The sequence below is a fragment of the Roseateles subflavus genome (genome assembly GCF_030285365.1).
GTDB classification, from domain to species: Bacteria; Pseudomonadota; Gammaproteobacteria; order Burkholderiales; family Burkholderiaceae_C; genus Roseateles_B; species Roseateles_B subflavus.
This window is the reverse complement of the sequence record NZ_JASVDS010000008.1, coordinates 1-16913: the sequence shown is the minus strand read 5'-3', so window position 1 is coordinate 16913 and position 16913 is coordinate 1. Positions and strand designations below refer to the sequence as shown.

At 63.9% G+C, this 16913-nt stretch carries 21 protein-coding genes; 15 read left to right on the top strand and 6 right to left on the bottom strand.

The window, feature by feature from the left end; translation table 11 throughout:
- Positions 1 to 21 precede the first annotated feature (21 nt).
- Complete coding sequence (locus QRD43_RS20480) at positions 22 to 1266, bottom strand: hypothetical protein (protein WP_285984366.1); 1245 nt, start codon at positions 1264 to 1266, stop codon at positions 22 to 24.
- A gap of 214 nt (positions 1267 to 1480) precedes the next feature.
- Here QRD43_RS20480 and QRD43_RS20475 point away from each other — a divergent pair, with 214 nt between their 5' ends.
- The 14 genes from QRD43_RS20475 to QRD43_RS20410 all read left to right on the top strand — a co-directional run bounded on the left by QRD43_RS20475 (position 1481) and on the right by QRD43_RS20410 (position 11533).
- Positions 1481 to 2998 carry a DNA topoisomerase gene (locus QRD43_RS20475; protein WP_285984365.1) on the top strand — a complete coding sequence of 506 codons (1518 nt, stop codon included), beginning with the start codon at positions 1481 to 1483 and terminating at the stop codon, positions 2996 to 2998.
- Between the two features lie 14 nt (positions 2999 to 3012).
- Positions 3013 to 3528: a DNA topoisomerase gene (locus QRD43_RS20470; protein ID WP_285984364.1), complete on the top strand. Its 516-nt coding sequence runs from the start codon at positions 3013 to 3015 to the stop codon at positions 3526 to 3528.
- A 78-nt stretch (positions 3529 to 3606) separates the two neighbouring features.
- Positions 3607 to 3927, top strand: coding sequence for a hypothetical protein (locus tag QRD43_RS20465; protein WP_285984363.1), 321 nt, complete (start codon positions 3607 to 3609; stop codon positions 3925 to 3927).
- A gap of 63 nt (positions 3928 to 3990) precedes the next feature.
- Positions 3991 to 4176, top strand: coding sequence for a sigma factor-like helix-turn-helix DNA-binding protein (locus QRD43_RS20460; RefSeq protein WP_285984362.1), 186 nt, complete (start codon positions 3991 to 3993; stop codon positions 4174 to 4176).
- Positions 4177 to 4188: 12 nt separating this feature from the next.
- Positions 4189 to 4707, top strand: coding sequence for a hypothetical protein (locus QRD43_RS20455; RefSeq protein ID WP_285984361.1), 519 nt, complete (start codon positions 4189 to 4191; stop codon positions 4705 to 4707).
- A 21-nt stretch (positions 4708 to 4728) separates the two neighbouring features.
- Positions 4729 to 5187, top strand: coding sequence for a hypothetical protein (locus QRD43_RS20450; protein ID WP_285984360.1), 459 nt, complete (start codon positions 4729 to 4731; stop codon positions 5185 to 5187).
- A complete protein-coding gene (locus tag QRD43_RS20445; protein WP_285984359.1) occupies positions 5151 to 6488 on the top strand; it encodes a hypothetical protein in 1338 nt (445 codons plus the stop codon). The genes QRD43_RS20450 and QRD43_RS20445 overlap by 37 nt, the downstream gene beginning before the upstream one ends.
- Positions 6454 to 7095 (top strand): hypothetical protein, encoded by a 642-nt coding sequence (locus QRD43_RS20440; protein ID WP_285984358.1) that lies wholly within the window; start codon positions 6454 to 6456, stop codon positions 7093 to 7095. Before QRD43_RS20445 ends, QRD43_RS20440 begins: the two co-directional genes overlap by 35 nt.
- A complete protein-coding gene (traW, locus tag QRD43_RS20435; protein WP_285984357.1) occupies positions 7004 to 8371 on the top strand; it encodes a conjugal transfer protein TraW in 1368 nt (455 codons plus the stop codon). Before QRD43_RS20440 ends, traW begins: the two co-directional genes overlap by 92 nt.
- 5 nt (positions 8372 to 8376) lie before the next feature.
- Positions 8377 to 9363 (top strand): hypothetical protein, encoded by a 987-nt coding sequence (locus QRD43_RS20430; protein ID WP_285984356.1) that lies wholly within the window; start codon positions 8377 to 8379, stop codon positions 9361 to 9363.
- 96 nt (positions 9364 to 9459) lie between these two features.
- Entirely contained in the window at positions 9460 to 9888 is a 429-nt protein-coding gene (locus tag QRD43_RS20425) for a hypothetical protein (RefSeq protein ID WP_285984355.1), read from the top strand.
- Between the two features lie 53 nt (positions 9889 to 9941).
- Positions 9942 to 10199: a hypothetical protein gene (locus tag QRD43_RS20420; RefSeq protein WP_285984354.1), complete on the top strand. Its 258-nt coding sequence runs from the start codon at positions 9942 to 9944 to the stop codon at positions 10197 to 10199.
- Positions 10193 to 10435 (top strand): hypothetical protein, encoded by a 243-nt coding sequence (locus tag QRD43_RS20415; protein WP_285984353.1) that lies wholly within the window; start codon positions 10193 to 10195, stop codon positions 10433 to 10435. Before QRD43_RS20420 ends, QRD43_RS20415 begins: the two co-directional genes overlap by 7 nt.
- Before the next feature lie 45 nt (positions 10436 to 10480).
- Complete coding sequence (locus QRD43_RS20410; protein WP_285984352.1) at positions 10481 to 11533, top strand: M41 family metallopeptidase; 1053 nt, start codon at positions 10481 to 10483, stop codon at positions 11531 to 11533.
- Here the strand turns inward: QRD43_RS20410 and QRD43_RS20405 are convergent.
- From QRD43_RS20405 to QRD43_RS20385, 5 genes are all read right to left on the bottom strand, one after another.
- On the bottom strand, positions 11518 to 11799 hold the full coding sequence (locus QRD43_RS20405) for a hypothetical protein (protein ID WP_285984351.1): 282 nt from the start codon (positions 11797 to 11799) through the stop codon (positions 11518 to 11520). The genes QRD43_RS20410 and QRD43_RS20405 overlap by 16 nt on opposite strands.
- Positions 11800 to 11896: 97 nt before the next feature.
- On the bottom strand, positions 11897 to 12358 hold the full coding sequence (locus tag QRD43_RS20400) for an HD domain-containing protein (RefSeq protein WP_285984350.1): 462 nt from the start codon (positions 12356 to 12358) through the stop codon (positions 11897 to 11899).
- Positions 12359 to 12374: 16 nt separating this feature from the next.
- Positions 12375 to 13379: a hypothetical protein gene (locus QRD43_RS20395; RefSeq protein WP_285984349.1), complete on the bottom strand. Its 1005-nt coding sequence runs from the start codon at positions 13377 to 13379 to the stop codon at positions 12375 to 12377.
- A 20-nt stretch (positions 13380 to 13399) separates the two neighbouring features.
- Positions 13400 to 14830 carry a type II toxin-antitoxin system HipA family toxin gene (locus tag QRD43_RS20390; protein WP_285984348.1) on the bottom strand — a complete coding sequence of 477 codons (1431 nt, stop codon included), beginning with the start codon at positions 14828 to 14830 and terminating at the stop codon, positions 13400 to 13402.
- A 15-nt stretch (positions 14831 to 14845) separates the two neighbouring features.
- On the bottom strand, positions 14846 to 15235 hold the full coding sequence (locus QRD43_RS20385; protein WP_285984347.1) for a helix-turn-helix domain-containing protein: 390 nt from the start codon (positions 15233 to 15235) through the stop codon (positions 14846 to 14848).
- 307 nt (positions 15236 to 15542) lie between these two features.
- Here QRD43_RS20385 and QRD43_RS20380 point away from each other — a divergent pair.
- Positions 15543 to 16913: ribonucleotide reductase barrel domain-containing protein (locus tag QRD43_RS20380; protein WP_434063914.1), on the top strand; the 1371-nt coding region annotated here is incomplete at its 3' end.

Here is a 16913-nt window from a genome sequence, read left to right as displayed (position 1 = left end):
GAACGCCGCCCGTACTCCGGCTTAGCGGGGGTGGTCAGTGTCGATGCGATAGGTCGTTGACTTGCCAGACACCGTGAGCTCGGCGTCGTCGACGGTGACCATCAGCGGATGCCTTGTCGCGCTGTGGTCCCAGAGGGAGCTGCGAGGGTCCTGATTGCCTGCGACAACGATGGTGTTGGCACCGAACTCAAGCAGCCTGGGCAGTCGATCAGGCGCCTGGGTGCTCAGGTACAAGCAGGGCCGGAACGTGCGTGTGCTCACATAGGGTGCGTAGTGCATGTCGCGGATCAGGGCTGCCAGGGTTGCAGATACCGGATCATGCGCGTCGAACAGGATGACGGTCGGCCGATGCCGCGTCTCGCTGGCCAGCAGGGTGCCGGTGCCCGGGAGCCGGTGCTCGAGGGCCTTCAGCAGCCCCTGCAGCTCAGTCATGGCTTCGGCCACTGCAGGCGAGTGCGTTTCGTGCAGAAAGCGGTCGATGACCTCGGTGCGGTCCACATAGTCCCACTCCATCTGCAGGACGGCCGCATGGTTGGTCAGGAGGTGCGCCACGTAGCCGAAGTTGTAGCTGTCGAAGCCGGACTCATGGCCATTGTTGATCGACCGCCGGCCAAGCTTGTCCAGCAGGCTCTCCAGAATGGTCAGGATGTTCCGGTCGTCCAGCTGCGCTGCGGTTGACGCCGACAGGCCGCATCGGATGGCGGACACCCATGCTCTTGCTCGCCCTTCCAGGACCAGATGCAGGGACGGAGCGCGTGTGTCGACCACTCGGAAAGACTGGAAGATCTCCGCGAGGCCCAAGGCCTTGGCTGCCTGTCCCACAGGCGATTTCTGGTAGGTGGCTGCCTGTGTGTCGATGACGATCACCCCGGGCATGCGTTGCGCGGAGATCTGCTCGGCCCACAGGCACACGGCGGGAACTGCTGCGTGCTCAGGGCTCCCGAGCATCACGACCGCGCGGCTCTCATCCAACTCGACGTCGGCGGTATAGAGCGCCTGAAGGCATTGCTCATGCAGGGGCTCGCGATGGTGAATCGTCCAGGCGGGCTGGCTTCGGTCCTGGCCGACTTGCTCGGCCAGCCGTGTGACTTCTGTCCAGGCGCGAAAGCCATTGGCCCGCGCGATCGCCTGCTGGCAGACGTCCAAGGGAACCGAATGCCCGAAGACGTCGGGCGCTGCGGCATGCAGCTTCCTGGCCTGGGACTTGAGGGCAGCAAGGTGGCTGCGCGCCGAATTGGCGAGCGCACGCAGGAGCGACATGCTCATGGGGTGATCTCCAGTCTCGCTGCGGCGTTGCGCAGCTCAAGGGTTGATACAAGCGCGCCCTCTTATCCATCCGGAGTGCCGGGCCAGCATGGGTGCATCTTAGCGGATGCAAAAGCTGGATTGGTTGCGGCAGCCCAGCCCATGAATTACCATTGCAAAATAGTAGTAATGCAAAACAAATAGTCTGCCGCCGCTGGCGCTGGACCTTCCGCAGATGGTTGCACCTAAGAAGCTCTGGGTTGTCGAGAAGCCCAATATGGCCAGCGCGCTAGTCGCGGGTTTGACGAAGGCCTTCGGCGCGAAGGTCACCAATCAAGGGACTGCCCGCGCGGACGGCTACTACGAGCTGTCCAACGGCGACGTCGTCGCCCCCTTCTTCGGTCACATGATCGAGCCGATCTTCCTCAACGAGGCGCAGAAGGCGGCCAAGAAGGAGGAGTTCTTCGCCAAGATCCTGCCTGTGCGCGTCAACGATTTCGAATATGCGCCCAAGCCCGACGTCAAGGATGGCAAGCCGAAGATGCGGGACGGCAAACCGGTGCCGCCAGCCCAGTACAAGACCCTGATCAAGCTCTTCAAGTCTGCCAAGGAAATTGTCAACGCCGGCGACATCGACCGTGAAGGTCAGCTGATCGTGGATGAAATGCTCGAGCATGTCGGCATTGATCCTCTCGGCAGCACCAAACCGGTCTGGCGTCTGCCACTCGTGTCCAACAAGGAGGACGACATCGTGAAGATCGTCGGCGCGCTCGAGCGAAACGGCGATCCGAAGTGGGTTCGTCGCCGGCTGGCAGCGCTGGCGCGACAGCACTGTGATGCAGCGACCGGCTACAACGCGTCGATGGCCTATCAGGCTGTGACCGGTTACAACCGGATGTCCCTGGGCCGGGTCCAGACGCCGGTCCTTTACCTGGTGGTCAAGCGCGACGAGGAGATCGACAGGTTCAAGCCGTCGAACTACTTCGTGCCCGTGGTGACGCTGCCCGACGGGACGGAAATGCGCTGGTTCAAGCGCGCGGGCGCCGAGGGCATGCCGGGCTTCGACGCGCAGGGCCGGATCATCGATGAGCGCATCGCACGCGAGATGGTGGACAAGATTTCGCGCGGTCTGCAGGGCACGATTTCTGTTTGCGACAGCAAGACGGGAAGGGTCGAGCCGCCGCTGCCATTCTCGGCCGCCACGCTGGCCTCTACCGTCGCGAAGCGGACGGGCATGACGCCCAAGGAAGCCGAGCGGGCCGCGCAATCGCTTTACGAGCGGCACAAAGCCATCAGCTACGTTGGCACGGACTGCCAGTTCCTGCCGCAGTCCTTGCATTCCGATGCCAACCAGACCCTGGCCGCACTGGCGCGCCTGTACCCGCAGGCGGCGGCCGGCGCCAATCCGATGCTCAAGAGCAAGGCCTGGAATGACGCCAAGGTCGACGAGCACTACGCCATCATCCCCACGGGCAAGCTGCCGACGTCTGCCACGGCCGAAGAGAAGGCGGTCTTCGACACCGTCTCGAAGCGCTTCATGGCGCAGTTCTATCCGGCGCACGAGTTCCTGCGTCACTCGCTGGCGGCCCTGTTTGGCCAGGACGAGTTCCGTGCCTCCCGCCGAGAAGTGACCCGCTTGGGCTGGAAGGAGGTCGAGGGGGATCAGGAGCTGAGCAGCCGCGATGCGGATGCCGCGGAGGAAGCAGAACACGACGGCGAGGCCGATCGCGCTGGCGGCGAGCGCATGCGCTGAAGAGGAGAGACGAAGTGTCCCAGGTTCGCAGCAGCCCGTTGTCCGGGTACACGGTTGGCCAAGTCATTCGAGCGGCAGGCGCACGTGTGGAGGCCAAGGTGACCCAGCCGCCCGATCGCTACACGCAGGACACCCTGCTCGATGACATGGTGTCCGCCTACAAGTTCGCGCGCACGCCCCAGGATCGGGAAGTGCTCAAGCAGGTCGATGGCCTCGGCACCAGCCGGACCCGGGTTCCCATGATCGAGAGCCTGATTGCCCGAGGGCTGCTGCAATCCGTCAAGAAGGGCAAGAAGCATGAGCTCCGCTCCTCCGACTTCGCGCGCCACGTGATCACGCTGGTGCCCGAGACCCTGACCGATGTTGCGATGACGGCGAAATGGGAAATCGCCTTCGGGCTCATCGAGGAAGGCAAGGTCGACTGGCGGCGGGTGGTTGATCACAACTACCAGTTCGTGGACCAGGTTGTCGCACAGGCCAAGCAGCAAGTCGGGAATTGCAAGGCGGTGGTGCCGGGCACCAAAAAGTAGGCTTCCCGCCCGAGATAAGAATTGCATAATGAGTACAATGCAAATCCAATCAGACACATCCCAACTGGAGGTGCCATCGTGAGCAGCGCCACCCAATCTGTTGAAGAGGGCCGCGGCCTGGTTCAGGCGCGCAAAGCCCTGCTGTGGATGCGCAGCGGGATCATGCCGAGCCAAGTCAACGCGCGAGAAGCGCAGATGGCCGTCGCCGAATTCATGCGCGATTTCGAGGAGGCGGTGGACGTTTCCTTCGCCAAGCGCGTGCTGGGCATGATCGCCGCGGGCATTTCGCCCAGCGCCGAGAACTGCTCGGCAGCAGCCAACGAGGTCGAGACGGCGCTTGATGTGCTGCGCAACGGCCACTCCGCCGATCTCCGCGCGCGCTTCGAACGGATGCACTAGCCTGGCCGCACTTGCGTCCAATCTCTCATACCTATGCCTTCCACCCTACCAAGTGAGAACGCCATGCCCAACCTGTCTCGGATGCTGAGCGCCAGCGAGAAGCTGCCGGCCGATCAGCGCAAACTGTTCGACGCCCTCTACAGCCGCGGCCTCTCGATTGAGAGCGCCGCAGCCGAGCTGGGCATGTCTGTCGCCGACATCGAGACCATGCGCTCGACGATCCTCCGCTCGTTGCGGGCGGCCAGCTGATCGGGAGGCAACATGCATAACGTGAATCCGTCTCCGTCCAACTTCCCGTCGCAGGACTACTTCTGCCGGGAAGGACATGTGCGACTGGCCCTGGATCTGCTGCGCGACAGCGTGGAAGTGATCGCCAAGGATCCGAAGCTGGAAAGCCGTGAAGCCCGTGAAGAGCTTGAATGGCTCCGCGGCAACTGCAAGGGCTGCCTGCTGGACGTCGGCCCGGTCTATGAGTCCTTGAGGATCACCAGCTGGGCGAGGAAGTTCGCAGAGTTCGCGGAGCAGGATCCCGTTGGCCTGTCCAAGCGGCTGCGGCTGGTGAGCCTGAACATCGTCAACTACATCGAGGGGGATGAGTTCATGTACGGTGACCTCGGCCAGCCGCCGATCGAGAAGGAAACCAAGTTGCCTCGTCTCGGCGCTGCTGCCCTGGAGAAGGCGGGCCTCGCCAGCCAGATGGATCCGCAGCTGGTCTCTCAGCACGACGACGAAATCGAGTCGTCCATGACCGAGTACGCCGACCGGGCGCGGATGTGCTGACCCAGTAGTGCGGAGGTTCCGATGGGCGTCAGGATTCAGTCGTTGTCGATGGAGCGCGTGTTGGCGGCCTACCTGCGCGCACGCCGCGTCAAGTTGCTCGCCGATGGTCAACCCCAGGCGGCCATCCTGATGCTGTCTCCGGAGGCCCTGCTTCCGGTGATTGCCATGCACGCCGAGATGGCGGCCAAGGAACTCTTTGGGAAGGACGCCACTCTGGGCGTCCAGTACCGGCGGGACGAGGCAGCGATGTTCGGTGTTTATGCCAAGGTGCCGCCAATTCAGTCCGACATGCAGGGCGTGATGCGCGCCCTGATGTTCGTCTATGCCACCAACAAGGTGTTCCAGATCAAGCCTGGCGAGCACATCGAGTGTCAGCCGATCTACGACCATTACCGCAATGGCTCATTGGCTGGAATGCTCGACAACCCAGACGCGAGGGTCGAATGGCCATTGGCGACGGCAGCAGCTTTGCAGCACTGAGCCGGGCATCGCGCCGCGGCGCTGGCGGTCCGGAACACGGTGCGGCCTCTCGCCAGGGCGCTCATCAGGGCGATGCCAGCGATGAGGCCTGCATCGCCGGCGCTGCGCTGGAGGCGCGTCGTCAGCTCGAGGATACCGTGCACGAGCTGGAATCCGCACCCAGCAAGACGGGCTCGCCATTCGACAAGCTTGCCCGGCAAAGGGCACCCGGGCGCGATGCTGGTTCCGCCCAGCAGGCCCAGGCGGGCGCGGCCGAGGTGGGCGAGAAGCTGGAGGTCGACAGCATCTTCCGCAGGCTCGCCCACCCGCCTGGTGAGGTGCAGATCGAGGATGTCGCTCCCGCCCGTTCCTACGAGAGCGCGGGGGCTTCTGGCGCCGCGCCATCGGCATTCGGGCGCCTTGTGAAGCCCGAGGCGCGGCCGATGGCAAGCTTTGCGCGCCGGGACATGAACGCTGCCAAGGTGCTGACTCGACTGGTCATGGCCATCGTGCGCAAGCCGGGCTCCGGTGTACCCGACGGCGTGAAGAGCAAGGCTCTGGCCGGGCTTCTTCACGAGACGCGTGGGGCCGCGGAGCGCCTGGTCAGCAGCATCGCCCCACTGGACGCGAACAAGGGCTGGATCATGGCGGCGGCCCAAGAGGCCGCGGCGACGATGGTGGCCTCTCGATGGGAGAGCGACCCGAGCGCGGAGCCCCAGCCGATCATCGAGCACATCGAAGTGCTGGAAAGTCTATTCCATCTGGCCGAGGAGGATGTGGGCCTGCGGGCAACGCTGGACGATCTCGGCGCTGCGCGCTATGTGGAGTCCACCGACTCCACCATCGCCTCCGCCCGCATCGAGCTGAGCGCTCGCATGGCGCTCTGGGATCTGCTGGGTTGGGTGAACCATCCCAGCCTGGGCGCTGGTATCGAGCGGTACACCTACGACCGGCCGGCGACCCAGATCGTCGAGATGCTGGCCCCTGAACTGGTGTCGATCGCCCGCGAAGGCAATATCAGGATCGACAGTCTCGACCTGCGCACCACGCACATGCAGAGCTCTCTACGGCGGCTGGCCGATCTGATGGGCGCCGAGTATGTGGCTCGCACCCGGCAGCTCATGAACTGGATTGCCGAGGAAGGCATCAGCGACGACGTCCATCAGGAACGGCGCGCCGAGGCCAATGCTCAATTCGAAACCCGTGTCCTGCCTGACCTGATCGACTGGACGCGGCGCAACTTCATGGCCGTCGAAAGCATGGCGGCCCGTTTCAGCGAGGACATCGATGATCGATCTGACCGCCAAACCCCGCGTCAGTAGTCCGGGCCAGCTCGGCAAACTGCGCCGCTTCTTCCGCCAGCTCGCCGCCGGCGCCATGCTGGCGGTGTTCGCCGCCGGTGTGGCCCCGGCCTTCGCCCAGCCCTCGCCGTCGCCCTGCGACCAGATCAAGAACGCGCTCGCCAACGGGAAGTCCTCCGCCAATGGTGTGATCGCCGGCAGCGAGGCCTCCACGAAGGAGGCGACGACGAATGCGCGGGCTTGCCTGGAGAAGATCCAGAACGCCATCAGCAAGATGATCCCCGGCATGCCCAGCATCACGCCGGCAGACTTTCAGCAGTTGCTGGACGCCATGATGACCCGGGCCTGCCAGATCGTGACGACCCAGATCGACAGTGCTGGGAACGTGATCCAGGGCACCGTGTCGGGTGCCAGCAATCGCTATATCGGAGACGTCAACTCAGCCGTCAACAACGCCACCGGCGGAATGCTGGGCGGCAACGTCATCAACACAGGCCAGAACGTGCCGATCACCGGCATTCCTGGCTCGGGATCAAATGCAAACCCCAGGGCCGCGCCTCAACCCGCCGCGCCGCGGCCGGATATCTGGGAGCGCCTCCAATGCGCCCTGTCCCCGAGCTGCAAGTAAGGGCAGTGCCATGAAGAAATTCAAGCTCAAGAAGACCTTTGTCGGCGCATCGATGGTCATGACGCTATTGATGGCTTCGAGCGCTGCCTACGCGGTGTGCGACACCTGCGTGACGGGGGCGATTTCTGCGGCCACCACGACGCTGGTCACGGCCATCACCAGCGCAGCGACCGCTGCAGCTCAGTCAATCAACTCGGTCATCACGATGACCATCAAGGGCGCGGAAGCTGCGCTCGCCACTTCGGTGAGCCGCTCGGCAGAGCTGCAGGCGGATGCCGTCAACCGCGTCGTGCACAGCAACGAGCGCGCCAAGCAGGAGGGCCGCTACCAGTACACCGACCCATGCTCAGTGCCGGCCGCTGCGCAGGGCATGACCGAGGTGATGGGGACCACCATTCTGTCCTCGGCCTCTCTCGGCTACGGTGGCAGCCGCGGCGGAGGCTCGCTTGTCGGCTCGATGAAGCGCGTCGTCGACGAGTCGACGGGCAAGGCGCCTGCGCGCGATCCGGGCAACACTGCACTCTCCGCCGCCAAGGGGGCGTGCGAGACCTTTGCGTCGAGTTCCGGCAATGCGATGCGTGCCAGCATCTGCCAGACGGCCGGGTTTTCGCCCTCGAACACCAGCGGCTACGCGGATGGCGATGTGCGCGCGGAGACCCTCGTCTACGGTCCCCAGAAGACTGGCCAGGCCATGCGCATCCGCCGCACCTTGGATCCTGATGGCAAGGACCTCGATGTCGTGAACTCCTACCTGCGCAATCTCAGCTCGCCACTGCAGATGCGCGACCTGAACAAGGGCGAGCTGGCCTCGGACGAGGGCAAGAAATACATGGCGCTCAAGGACATCTACGACGCCCGCATGTCGATGGCCACCCACCCGATGCGTCGCAACATCGGCATGATGACCGCGAGCACTTCGTCGATCCCCATGCTCAACCAGCTGATCCAAAGCCAGCAGGGCAACTTCGTCAAGGCCTACTTGAACCGAGAGGCGCCGAGCTGGGCAAGCAAGGGCATCAGCGAGGACGAATTGATGAACCTGGAGGTCACACGCCGGTACATGAACATGGACTGGCAAACCCGGATGGCCGGCGCCTCGCCCGAGGAGGTCGCGCGCGAGCAGCTGCAGCTCACGGCCGTCCAGAACGTGATCCTGCTGGGCCTGCAGCGCGAGATGCGCGAGAACGGCCTGCTGCTCGGCACGATGGCCGCTTCGCAGACGCGCGCCGAGCTCGTGCCGCAGCTGATGCAGCAGCACCGTGCTGCGGCACGCTGACGCGTATGGACACCACGCAGCAACGAATGCAGCTGGCAAGCCTGCGAATGCAGGCTGCGCTTGAGCGGCATCTGGCTTTCGCCTTGAGCTCCCTGGGCCTACCTGTTGACCAGGCAGCCGTGGAAGAAGCGGACCGACAGCTTCGCGAGGCCGGCCCCAGGTTTGTCGGGCGCCTCTCGGCCACCGGCACTGTGCCGCGCAATGCCTATGACGAGCACCCGTGCTACGCCTATTACGCGTCCGAGACGGGTGGTTGGCGCCGCCTGCCGGAGCTCACCTTGCAGGATGCTCAGCGCCAGGTCATCGAGTTGTACCAAGAGACTGTCGAGCCGGAGATGGAGCCTGCATTCTCCCTGTTCCGGCTGGAGCTGTTCGACGTGACGGGTGAGCTGCTGCAGGTCGGCCGGTTCCATCAGGGTCGCGGACTGTCACGCCCTTGGTGCGAATGGCTTTCGCTGCCGGCACCGGAGGACTGGCCTGGCATGCGAGCCCGAAGCGTGGAACTGGACGATCAGATCGCGGCCATCCATCGGGATCCTCATCGGCAGAGCTTCGACAAGCACAATGCCACGGAGCCGCTGGAGGAAGAGCGGGACCGGCTTGAGCTCTTGCTGAAGTGCGCCCAGGCCTCGGCTCGAGTCGTCGGCGGCGCAGAGACACTGGGTCGTATCGCGCCGGCGACGCTGGTGGGTGAGGCTGTCGCATCGTCAACTTGGGCCGGCAACCTGGAGCGGTATGCCGTTCCGCGCAGCTGGGAGGCTTGGGTGGCCCGGGCCAAGGCGACCGTAGCGAGGCTGACGCCATTCGACGACGCAGACCCTTTCGCGGCCAAGCTGGCTGAGTTCGTCGAGCTCCATAACCGGGAGAGTGTGTCGCCGGAAGCCTGGGCTGCGTGGGTACAAGCTGCAGCGCATCTGACGACCCATCATGCGTACGAGGATGACGAAGCAGACTTCGACGCCGACTCGCACCCGTCAGTTGCAGGCACCTGACCTTGGTGCCTTTGACGTCGGTCATCGTTGATTTCCGAAATTGCGCCCCGTAGAGTGATTTCGACCGAGCAGTTCAGCTCGGCATGAAACTTGAACTTGATGCTGACCTCTCTATCCCTCGGTGCCTGCCAATTCGTCTACGTCTCTGATCCCGGCTTTCAGTTGCTCGACTCGCGCGTTGGCGACGGCCCCGCGGCCTTTGCAGGCTTCGAGATCCGCAGCGAGTCCGGGTTCTTCATGTGGGGTGAGAAGTGGAGCTCCAACTACCGTGGGGCTGCCTTTCACGGGCCGGCGCTGGCCAGATCTGTCATGGTCGACGGCAGGCCCTACGTCGATTTCCAGCCGATGCCTGATGGCGTTGAAGAAATCGCCAAGGGACGCGTGATGGAGGGCCAGCGGCCGCTGCGCGTCCCTCTCATCGACCTGATCGCAGTTGCTCCGCAATCGATCGATGGCAACCCGACCTACGTCGAGGACCTGCTCGAGTTCGTCGCGGGCTTCCATAGGAGCCGCAGCCTGCAGTAGCACCGCTGAATCAAGGAATCCAATTGAACCCAAGGCTACATGAGAGGCACTTCATGGAAACGGATCTGTTTGCGGAGACAAGCTTCGGTCGCGCTGCGCTGAAGAAGCTGGCCCCTGTGCCGGAGAATTTCCGCCTGTATTCAGCGGAATGGCTCGGCAAGAAGCCCGAGGAGTGGAATGAGATGCGCGTGACCGGCCGCGTGTTCCGTGCGTCGAGGAGCGGCTGTCTGGACATCCCAGTCGCGGGCACCATCCAGAGCGTCATCGTCACGCGCGACGAGATGCGCGCTGTGGATCAGATCTCGTGCTGACGACCAACCAGGTTGTGCTCGCGCGGCTGCTTGCCGCCAATGCCATTTCAAAGGCCAGCCGAACGCCGGTCGAACCGCCCCAGCGCCAAGTGATGGAGGCGCTCCGAGAGGCCATTGCCGGCAAGCAGCGTGAACTCGAGGCGCTGGTCCTGGCCGGCCAGCTGGACTCGGAGGCCTATCGGGAGACGAAGCGCCAGGTCGAGCGCTGGAACCAGGCCTGGACCTCGAACAGATGACATCGAGGCCTTGCTGTGTGCTACAGCAGTGCCAGAAGAAAAATCATGATGAAGTATCTCAAGCACATCGCCAGATGGCTTTCCCACAACACCTGGTCGATCTGGGCTGCTGTCGCCATTGCCGTTGTGCCGCTCGGTCTCTCCATCGAGCCGAACACGGATGCATCGCCGCTGTTGCGCAAGATCCTGACCTACACGTTGAACCTCGGCGTGATGGTCCTCGTGCTGAGGCTCTCCGTGCGATCGATCATCGGTGATGGCCAAGCGCTCTTCCGTGCCTGCGCGCGTGGATTTGCCGCTCTGGCGATGACCTGCATGGCTCTGGTCCAGTTCGGAGATGCGGTGATTGCGTGGGCCCGAGCGGAACCTCTTGCCGCTACAGCTGCAGGTGTAGCCCTCGTTCTGGTGCGCTTTGTGGTCCACGCCGCCCAGACCTCTCGGCAAGGCGACCTGCTTTTGCACCCTCGCCTTGCCGGTGGTGCAGATGGACTTGCAAGCTTGATGCAGCGCCAGAGGCCATCGGCGCTAGACGACCGGTCCACCGCGGTCCACGAGGCCGGGCACGCGATGGTTCACGCGGCGTTGGAGGAGCTTCCTTCCGAATTCGAGATGGTGATGGGGCAGGACCTTGACACCGGCTCCCTGGGCTTTGTGACGGGGCTGGTCGATGGCGAGAACCTCCTGGTGCGGCGATCCTTCGCTGAGTGGCGAATGCTGATGCTTCTGGCCGGCATGGCGGCGGAGAAGGCTTTGCTGGGCTGCGAGACCCTGGGAGGCGTTTCGGACTATCGCATGTGGATGGCGACAGCCAGCGTCTACCTGGCGAATGGCGTCAAGGGCGTATTCTTCAGCGAACCTCGAGGTGCCGATCAGCTGATGATGAACAAGGTCGCACTCGGCCAACTTCAGCGTGATCAGGAAGCATTGCTGGCCGAGTTCTTCGAGATGAACATCGACGTGCTGACGGAGCTAGCGAACCAGCTTATGGCCCATCGCCGTCTCGACGCCGGCGCTCTGGAGCCGTTCTTGGCTCGAGTGAAGTTCCCAGATGCCTTTCCGCGGCTCAAGCTTTCTCCGCCGGCTCAATCCGCTGCTTGAGCGCCGTCTGGGACAACCAGGTACGCCAGTTCGGCGGTCGCTGCAGCTTCTGCAGGATCAGCCGCAACAAACGCGGCCGCTGGCGCGCTGCAACCCTGGCAGCTGAGGTACCGGCTGGTTTCGTGCCGACGCTTGTCGCCGGTGGCCGCTGCAAATGCATTGGCCTCCTCGACCAACTGCTCGGCGGTCTGCCGTGAAATGCCCACAGCGATGTGGCCGCAGGACGTGCAGCGGAAGTGGCCGAGGGTGTGAAGGGTGTCTGGCATGGTGAAGTGTGGTTGCCGGTATGGGAGTCGCCCGTCGACTCTTCCCCGGAGCGCCGGGACAGTGATCGGGTGGATGGGCATGGCGAACCACTTGAGGTCAGGCGCTGCCCGAATTTAGGAATTGGATGGCGCGCTGGTACTTCTTAGCCAGGCGGGCCGCGTCGCCGGCATCCAGTAAGGCGAGCCTGTCCGGGTCGCTGTTGTCGTCGAGGTCCGCCAACTTCACCGGGACGGCCCTCGGCTCCTTCAGCACCTCGCGAAGGTATGCCATGTAGTCCTGGCCGGCAGGACGCGTCAGAACCTGGGTGAGCACGATCGCCCCCTTAGGCACGCCCGCGGCCGCCAGTGATTCTGCGCTGGCCTTGCCATCCTCGATGGTGTCGTGCAAGAGTGCAGCGATCTGCTGGTCGCGATCGCCGCCGGCGTGCATGACGCGCAGGAAGACGCGGGACAGGTGCTCGATGTAGGGCCGCCCAGCCTTGTCCAGCTGACCAGAGTGCAGCTGCGCTGCGAGGCGGTAGGCGTCGAGGATCTTCATGGGGTGGTTGTGGTCGCTCATGGCCATTGTCCAGGACTCAGCCCTGGGGGCGATCTTCGATGATGTCCTCGTCTTCATCAAACGACGTGTGTATGGTGCTGAGCTGTTCGGCCTGCTCGATCTTGGTCACATCTCGCGCGCTGTCCACCAGCGCGATAGCGACGGCGGCCAGGCGCTCTCGTTCTTGAGGAGACTGGTCGCGGAAGTCGGCCGTCTCGCTGAAGAACTTGCGGAGATCTGCTGTCGAGGTGCCGAACTGGTCGTACAGGAAGGCCCACGCCTTCTGCTTGACGTCGGGCAGCGCCGCGTCGGCGTTGATCGAGGCTGACTGCTCGGCGTCCAGGGCATGCAGGCGGCGCGCTGCTCGAAGCAGGAAGGCTTCCATCACGGCAACGCGTTCGATCAGCTGGTACTGCTCGCTGGCGACGTAGGCATCGAATGCGTCGTCGTCCAACGGCGGGCGGCCCATCAGATTCGCCATCTCGTCGCTCGAGTAAGTGGCGATCCATTGAGCAGTCCGCGCAAGAGGCCAATCCCGAGCATCACGGCCGTGCACGAAGGCCCGAAGTGAGGCGCCAAAGGTGTCGCCAACCGGCAGCCCGTCGCGATCGCGGAAGTCGTTGGCGAAAATGCCGCTGCTTCGCTTGTTGAACAGGTGCTGGTGTACGGGATGTGCAGGCCCTTCAACGTGGAGGAAGGGAACCTCTTCATGCTCTCGATAGAGGCTGAAATTTCGCACGACCTCCTGACTGTGGGTGGTCAGCACAACATGCGGGCTTGCGTAGCTTTCGAGCTTGTCGTGCGTCGGGAGGTCATCGGGACTCACGTGGATGAGGCGGCCATCATCGTTGCGCTTCAGTGCCATGAAGGGCTCGGACGAATCTCCACGCCACACCACGACGGCGACGGGCTGGTTGTGCCGGCTGTAGACATCGACCGACCGAACATCGTGCCAGCTTGATTGGCGCCCTTGGCTTTGTGGGCGTGTCGCCCTTGCGGTGGCTTGGTGAGGCGCCAGGTCTTGATCGAGCAGAGTCGTCATGGAGTGATCCTTGTTGAGTTTCAGCCCCGCGGAGCATTCTGTGTCTGGTCGCCCTGTGCGTCGGTCGCTTCCTGCTGCCGCTGTTCCATGCGGGCAACCAGGCGCTGCACGAAGCTCTCCTGGGCCCGCTCGTTGAGCGGCGCCACGGCACGCAGGCTCAGCTGTGCGTCGACCTCGGAGACCCCGCACTCCTGCAGCACCCTGGGGAACTGTGTGAGCACCGCTTGCTGGATCTCGGCCATGATGGCCGCGGCCTGGTCAGTGCTCAGCCCGAACGCTCTGCACTGGCTAAGGATGTTTGCCTCGCTGATCTCGCGTCCCATCCGACCGATGTTCATGGCCAGGGCGGACTCTTTGCGGCCTTCGCCGCGGCCGACGACGCAGTCGTACATGGGAGAGAGGCGCCACTGGCCCAGCGTACTGCCGCCGCGGCCCTGGTTGGATGCGCTGTTGGGGTCTCTGATGAGCGCGTAGTTGCGCGGGTGGTCGTCACCATCGGAAAGCATGGCGCGCAGCACCATACAACGGAACAGTTGCTCCTTGTCCTTGGCTGGTTCGCTGGACCAGCGGTCGAGTTCCTGGGCCAGCAGCGGGTATGACCAGTTGGTGCGCTTGTATGCGTCGTCGTCGGCGCCCAGCACCGTCATTGCGCTGACCATCTGCAGCTTGCGCGTGCCGTCGCGGTCGAAGCGCCTGACGGACAGCAAATCGGGCTCGGCGCCATTGGGCCGGGCTCCCACGCTGGCGACGTTGATTCCGACCTGCTTGGCCATGCGAATGCTAGCGTCTTCGAGGCGTGCATTCGACGTCGTGTCCTGGCCAGGCGCGCCCATCTTGATGAGGTAGGTGCCGTTGCGGGCCACCAGGTTGACCTTCGGGCGCGCACCGCCGCTGGCGGTTAGCAGTGCGTCGAGCTCCTTCGGGTAGGCCTTGCCGAACTGGCCGACTGGATCCTTCAACACCGTCCGGACATGCTGGGCGAGCGCTTCGGCCTCGGGCAGTGCTTCCGGCTCGATGGCATGCCGGTCCCAGTCGGGTGTGCCATCCGATTTGAAGCCGGTCGCAAAGTGCAGATTGCCGCTCCGGTCACGGGGTGCTGCCAGCAGGTAGTCCACTTCGTGAAGCGGGCCCTCGATCTCCCGAGCATAGAAGTAGCGACGAATCAGTAGCCGCCCCCAGTTGTCTGGAGCGGAGTCTCGGATGGCGGAGGGTAGGCCGCCCATGCTGGCGAAGCGGAACTCACCATCGGTGAGCGGAAGCTTGATCGGATCTAGGGCAACGGCATCCGGTCGTTTCAGGTAGCTCGGCGCGTACTTGAAGCGGCCCAATGAGGTGTCGCGATCGCCCGTCATCGAGCGATCGACCTGCAGGATGCCCACGGCCACCACGCCATGCTCGGTGGCCATGCCAACGATGACCTGCTGGGTCTTGGAGGGAGCGCGTGTGGCCATCGATTCTGTTCCTCGTTAGAGCTTGTCCAGGCCATCCCAGCCGGCACTTTTCAGCTGCCGGCGGCCGCGAGCGCGGGACGGCTGCCGCAGTTCGGCCAGGCGTTGACCTTCGGCGTCCAGGTGAGCTGCGGCCACGTCGTTCAGGTGGCTCAGCAGGCCCATGTGCCACAGGGCCAGAGCCATGACCTCGATGCCAGCGCCAGGCGCGCCGCGTTCGAGGCGGGAGAGCGTGCTCGGCTGGACGCCCATGCGCTGCGCCATCTCAGCCAGGGTCACGTCGCGTGCAATGCGCGCGCGACGGAGTCGCTCGCCAAGTGCGGACAAGCTGGCGCTGACCTCAGGGTTGGTCGAGCTTGTGCGGGCGGTCGCATTCGCCGCGGCCTTGGGGTCTCTTTGGTCGTTCATGGCATGCATCGTGCAAGGCCTTCTAGGAAGGATTGTGTGTTCGGCTTCAGCAAGAGTCAATAAAAAGCTTTCAAGTGCATGTTATGAGCAATATATAGCATTTTGCAAGAACATTGCCATTTATATGTGCGTGATATTATGTACGCGAAAGAAAACAACGGGGCCGCGCGGCGGCGAAGCATGCACATCGCCCCAGCCATTTGCGAATCGGGCGCCAATCCACCACGGGGAGGTGAACTCCCATGCCGATGACCTGACCGAAACCATGACCGATGGATCGGCTCATCTTCAAGAAGGAACCCTGATCATGAACGCTGACCTGGCCGCTGCACGCGGCGTCATCAAGCGCGACGGCACCGTCGTCGTCTTCAACCCCGAGAAGATCCTCACCGCGATCAAGAAGGCTTGGCTGGATGTCTACAAGGGCGTCGGTGGCCAGCGCATGTTCGACGTGGCGCAGAGCGCTACCGAGCTCGTGACGATGGCGCTGTTGCGCGACGAGAGCCGGGGCAACTTCCACATCGAGGACATCCAAGACCAGGTGGAGCTGCAGCTCATGCGCATGGGCGAACACGAGCTGGCGCGCGGCTACATCGTGTACCGCGAGCAGCACGCTCAGGAGCGTGCTGCCCGTTCGGCCGCAAGCTCTGAGGCTCCGAGCCAGCTGATGGTGGTGGACGGCGGCGAGCACCGACCGCTGGACCTGGGCGAGCTGAAGCGCTTGATCTCCTCAGCCTGTGAGGACCTCGGCGCCGACGTCAAGCACGAGCCCATCCTGGCCGAGACCAAGCGCAATCTGTACGACGGCGTGTCCATCGACGAGGTCTACAAGGCCTCCATCCTGGCCGCCCGCACGCTGATCGAGAAGGACCCGGGCTACAGCCAGGCCACCGCCCGCCTGCTGATGCACACGATCCGCAAGGAGATCCTCGGCGAGGAGGTGACCCAGGCCGAGATGCACACGCGCTACGCCGACTACTTCCCGCAATTCATCAAGAAGGGCATCCAGGCCGAGCTGCTGGATGAGAAGCTGGGCCAGTACGACCTGGCCAGGCTGGGCGCCGCCCTGAAGGCCGAGCGCGACTTCCAGTTCGACTACCTGGGCCTGCAGACCCTGTTCGACCGCTACTTCCTGCACACCGAAGGCAAGCGCATCGAGATGCCTCAGGCCTTCTTCATGCGCGTGGCCATGGGCCTGGCGCTGAACGAGATCGACCGCGAAGCCCGCGCCATCGAGTTCTATGAAGTGCTGTCGAGCTTCGACTTCATGAGCTCCACGCCGACGCTGTTCAATGCCGGCACCCGCCGCTCGCAGCTCTCCAGCTGCTACCTGACGACCGTCGCCGACGACCTCGATGGCATCTACGAGGCCCTCAAGGAGAACGCGCTGCTGTCCAAGTTCGCCGGCGGCCTGGGCAATGACTGGACCCCCGTGCGCGCGCTGGGCTCGCACATCAAGGGTACCAACGGCAAGTCGCAAGGCGTCGTGCCTTTCCTGAAGGTGGTCAACGACACGGCGGTGGCCGTGAACCAGGGTGGCAAGCGCAAGGGCGCCGTCTGCGCCTACCTGGAGTCCTGGCACCTGGACATCGAGGAGTTCCTCGAGCTGCGCAAGAACACCGGCGACGACCGCCGCCGCACCCACGACATGAACACGGCGAACTGGATTCCCGACCTG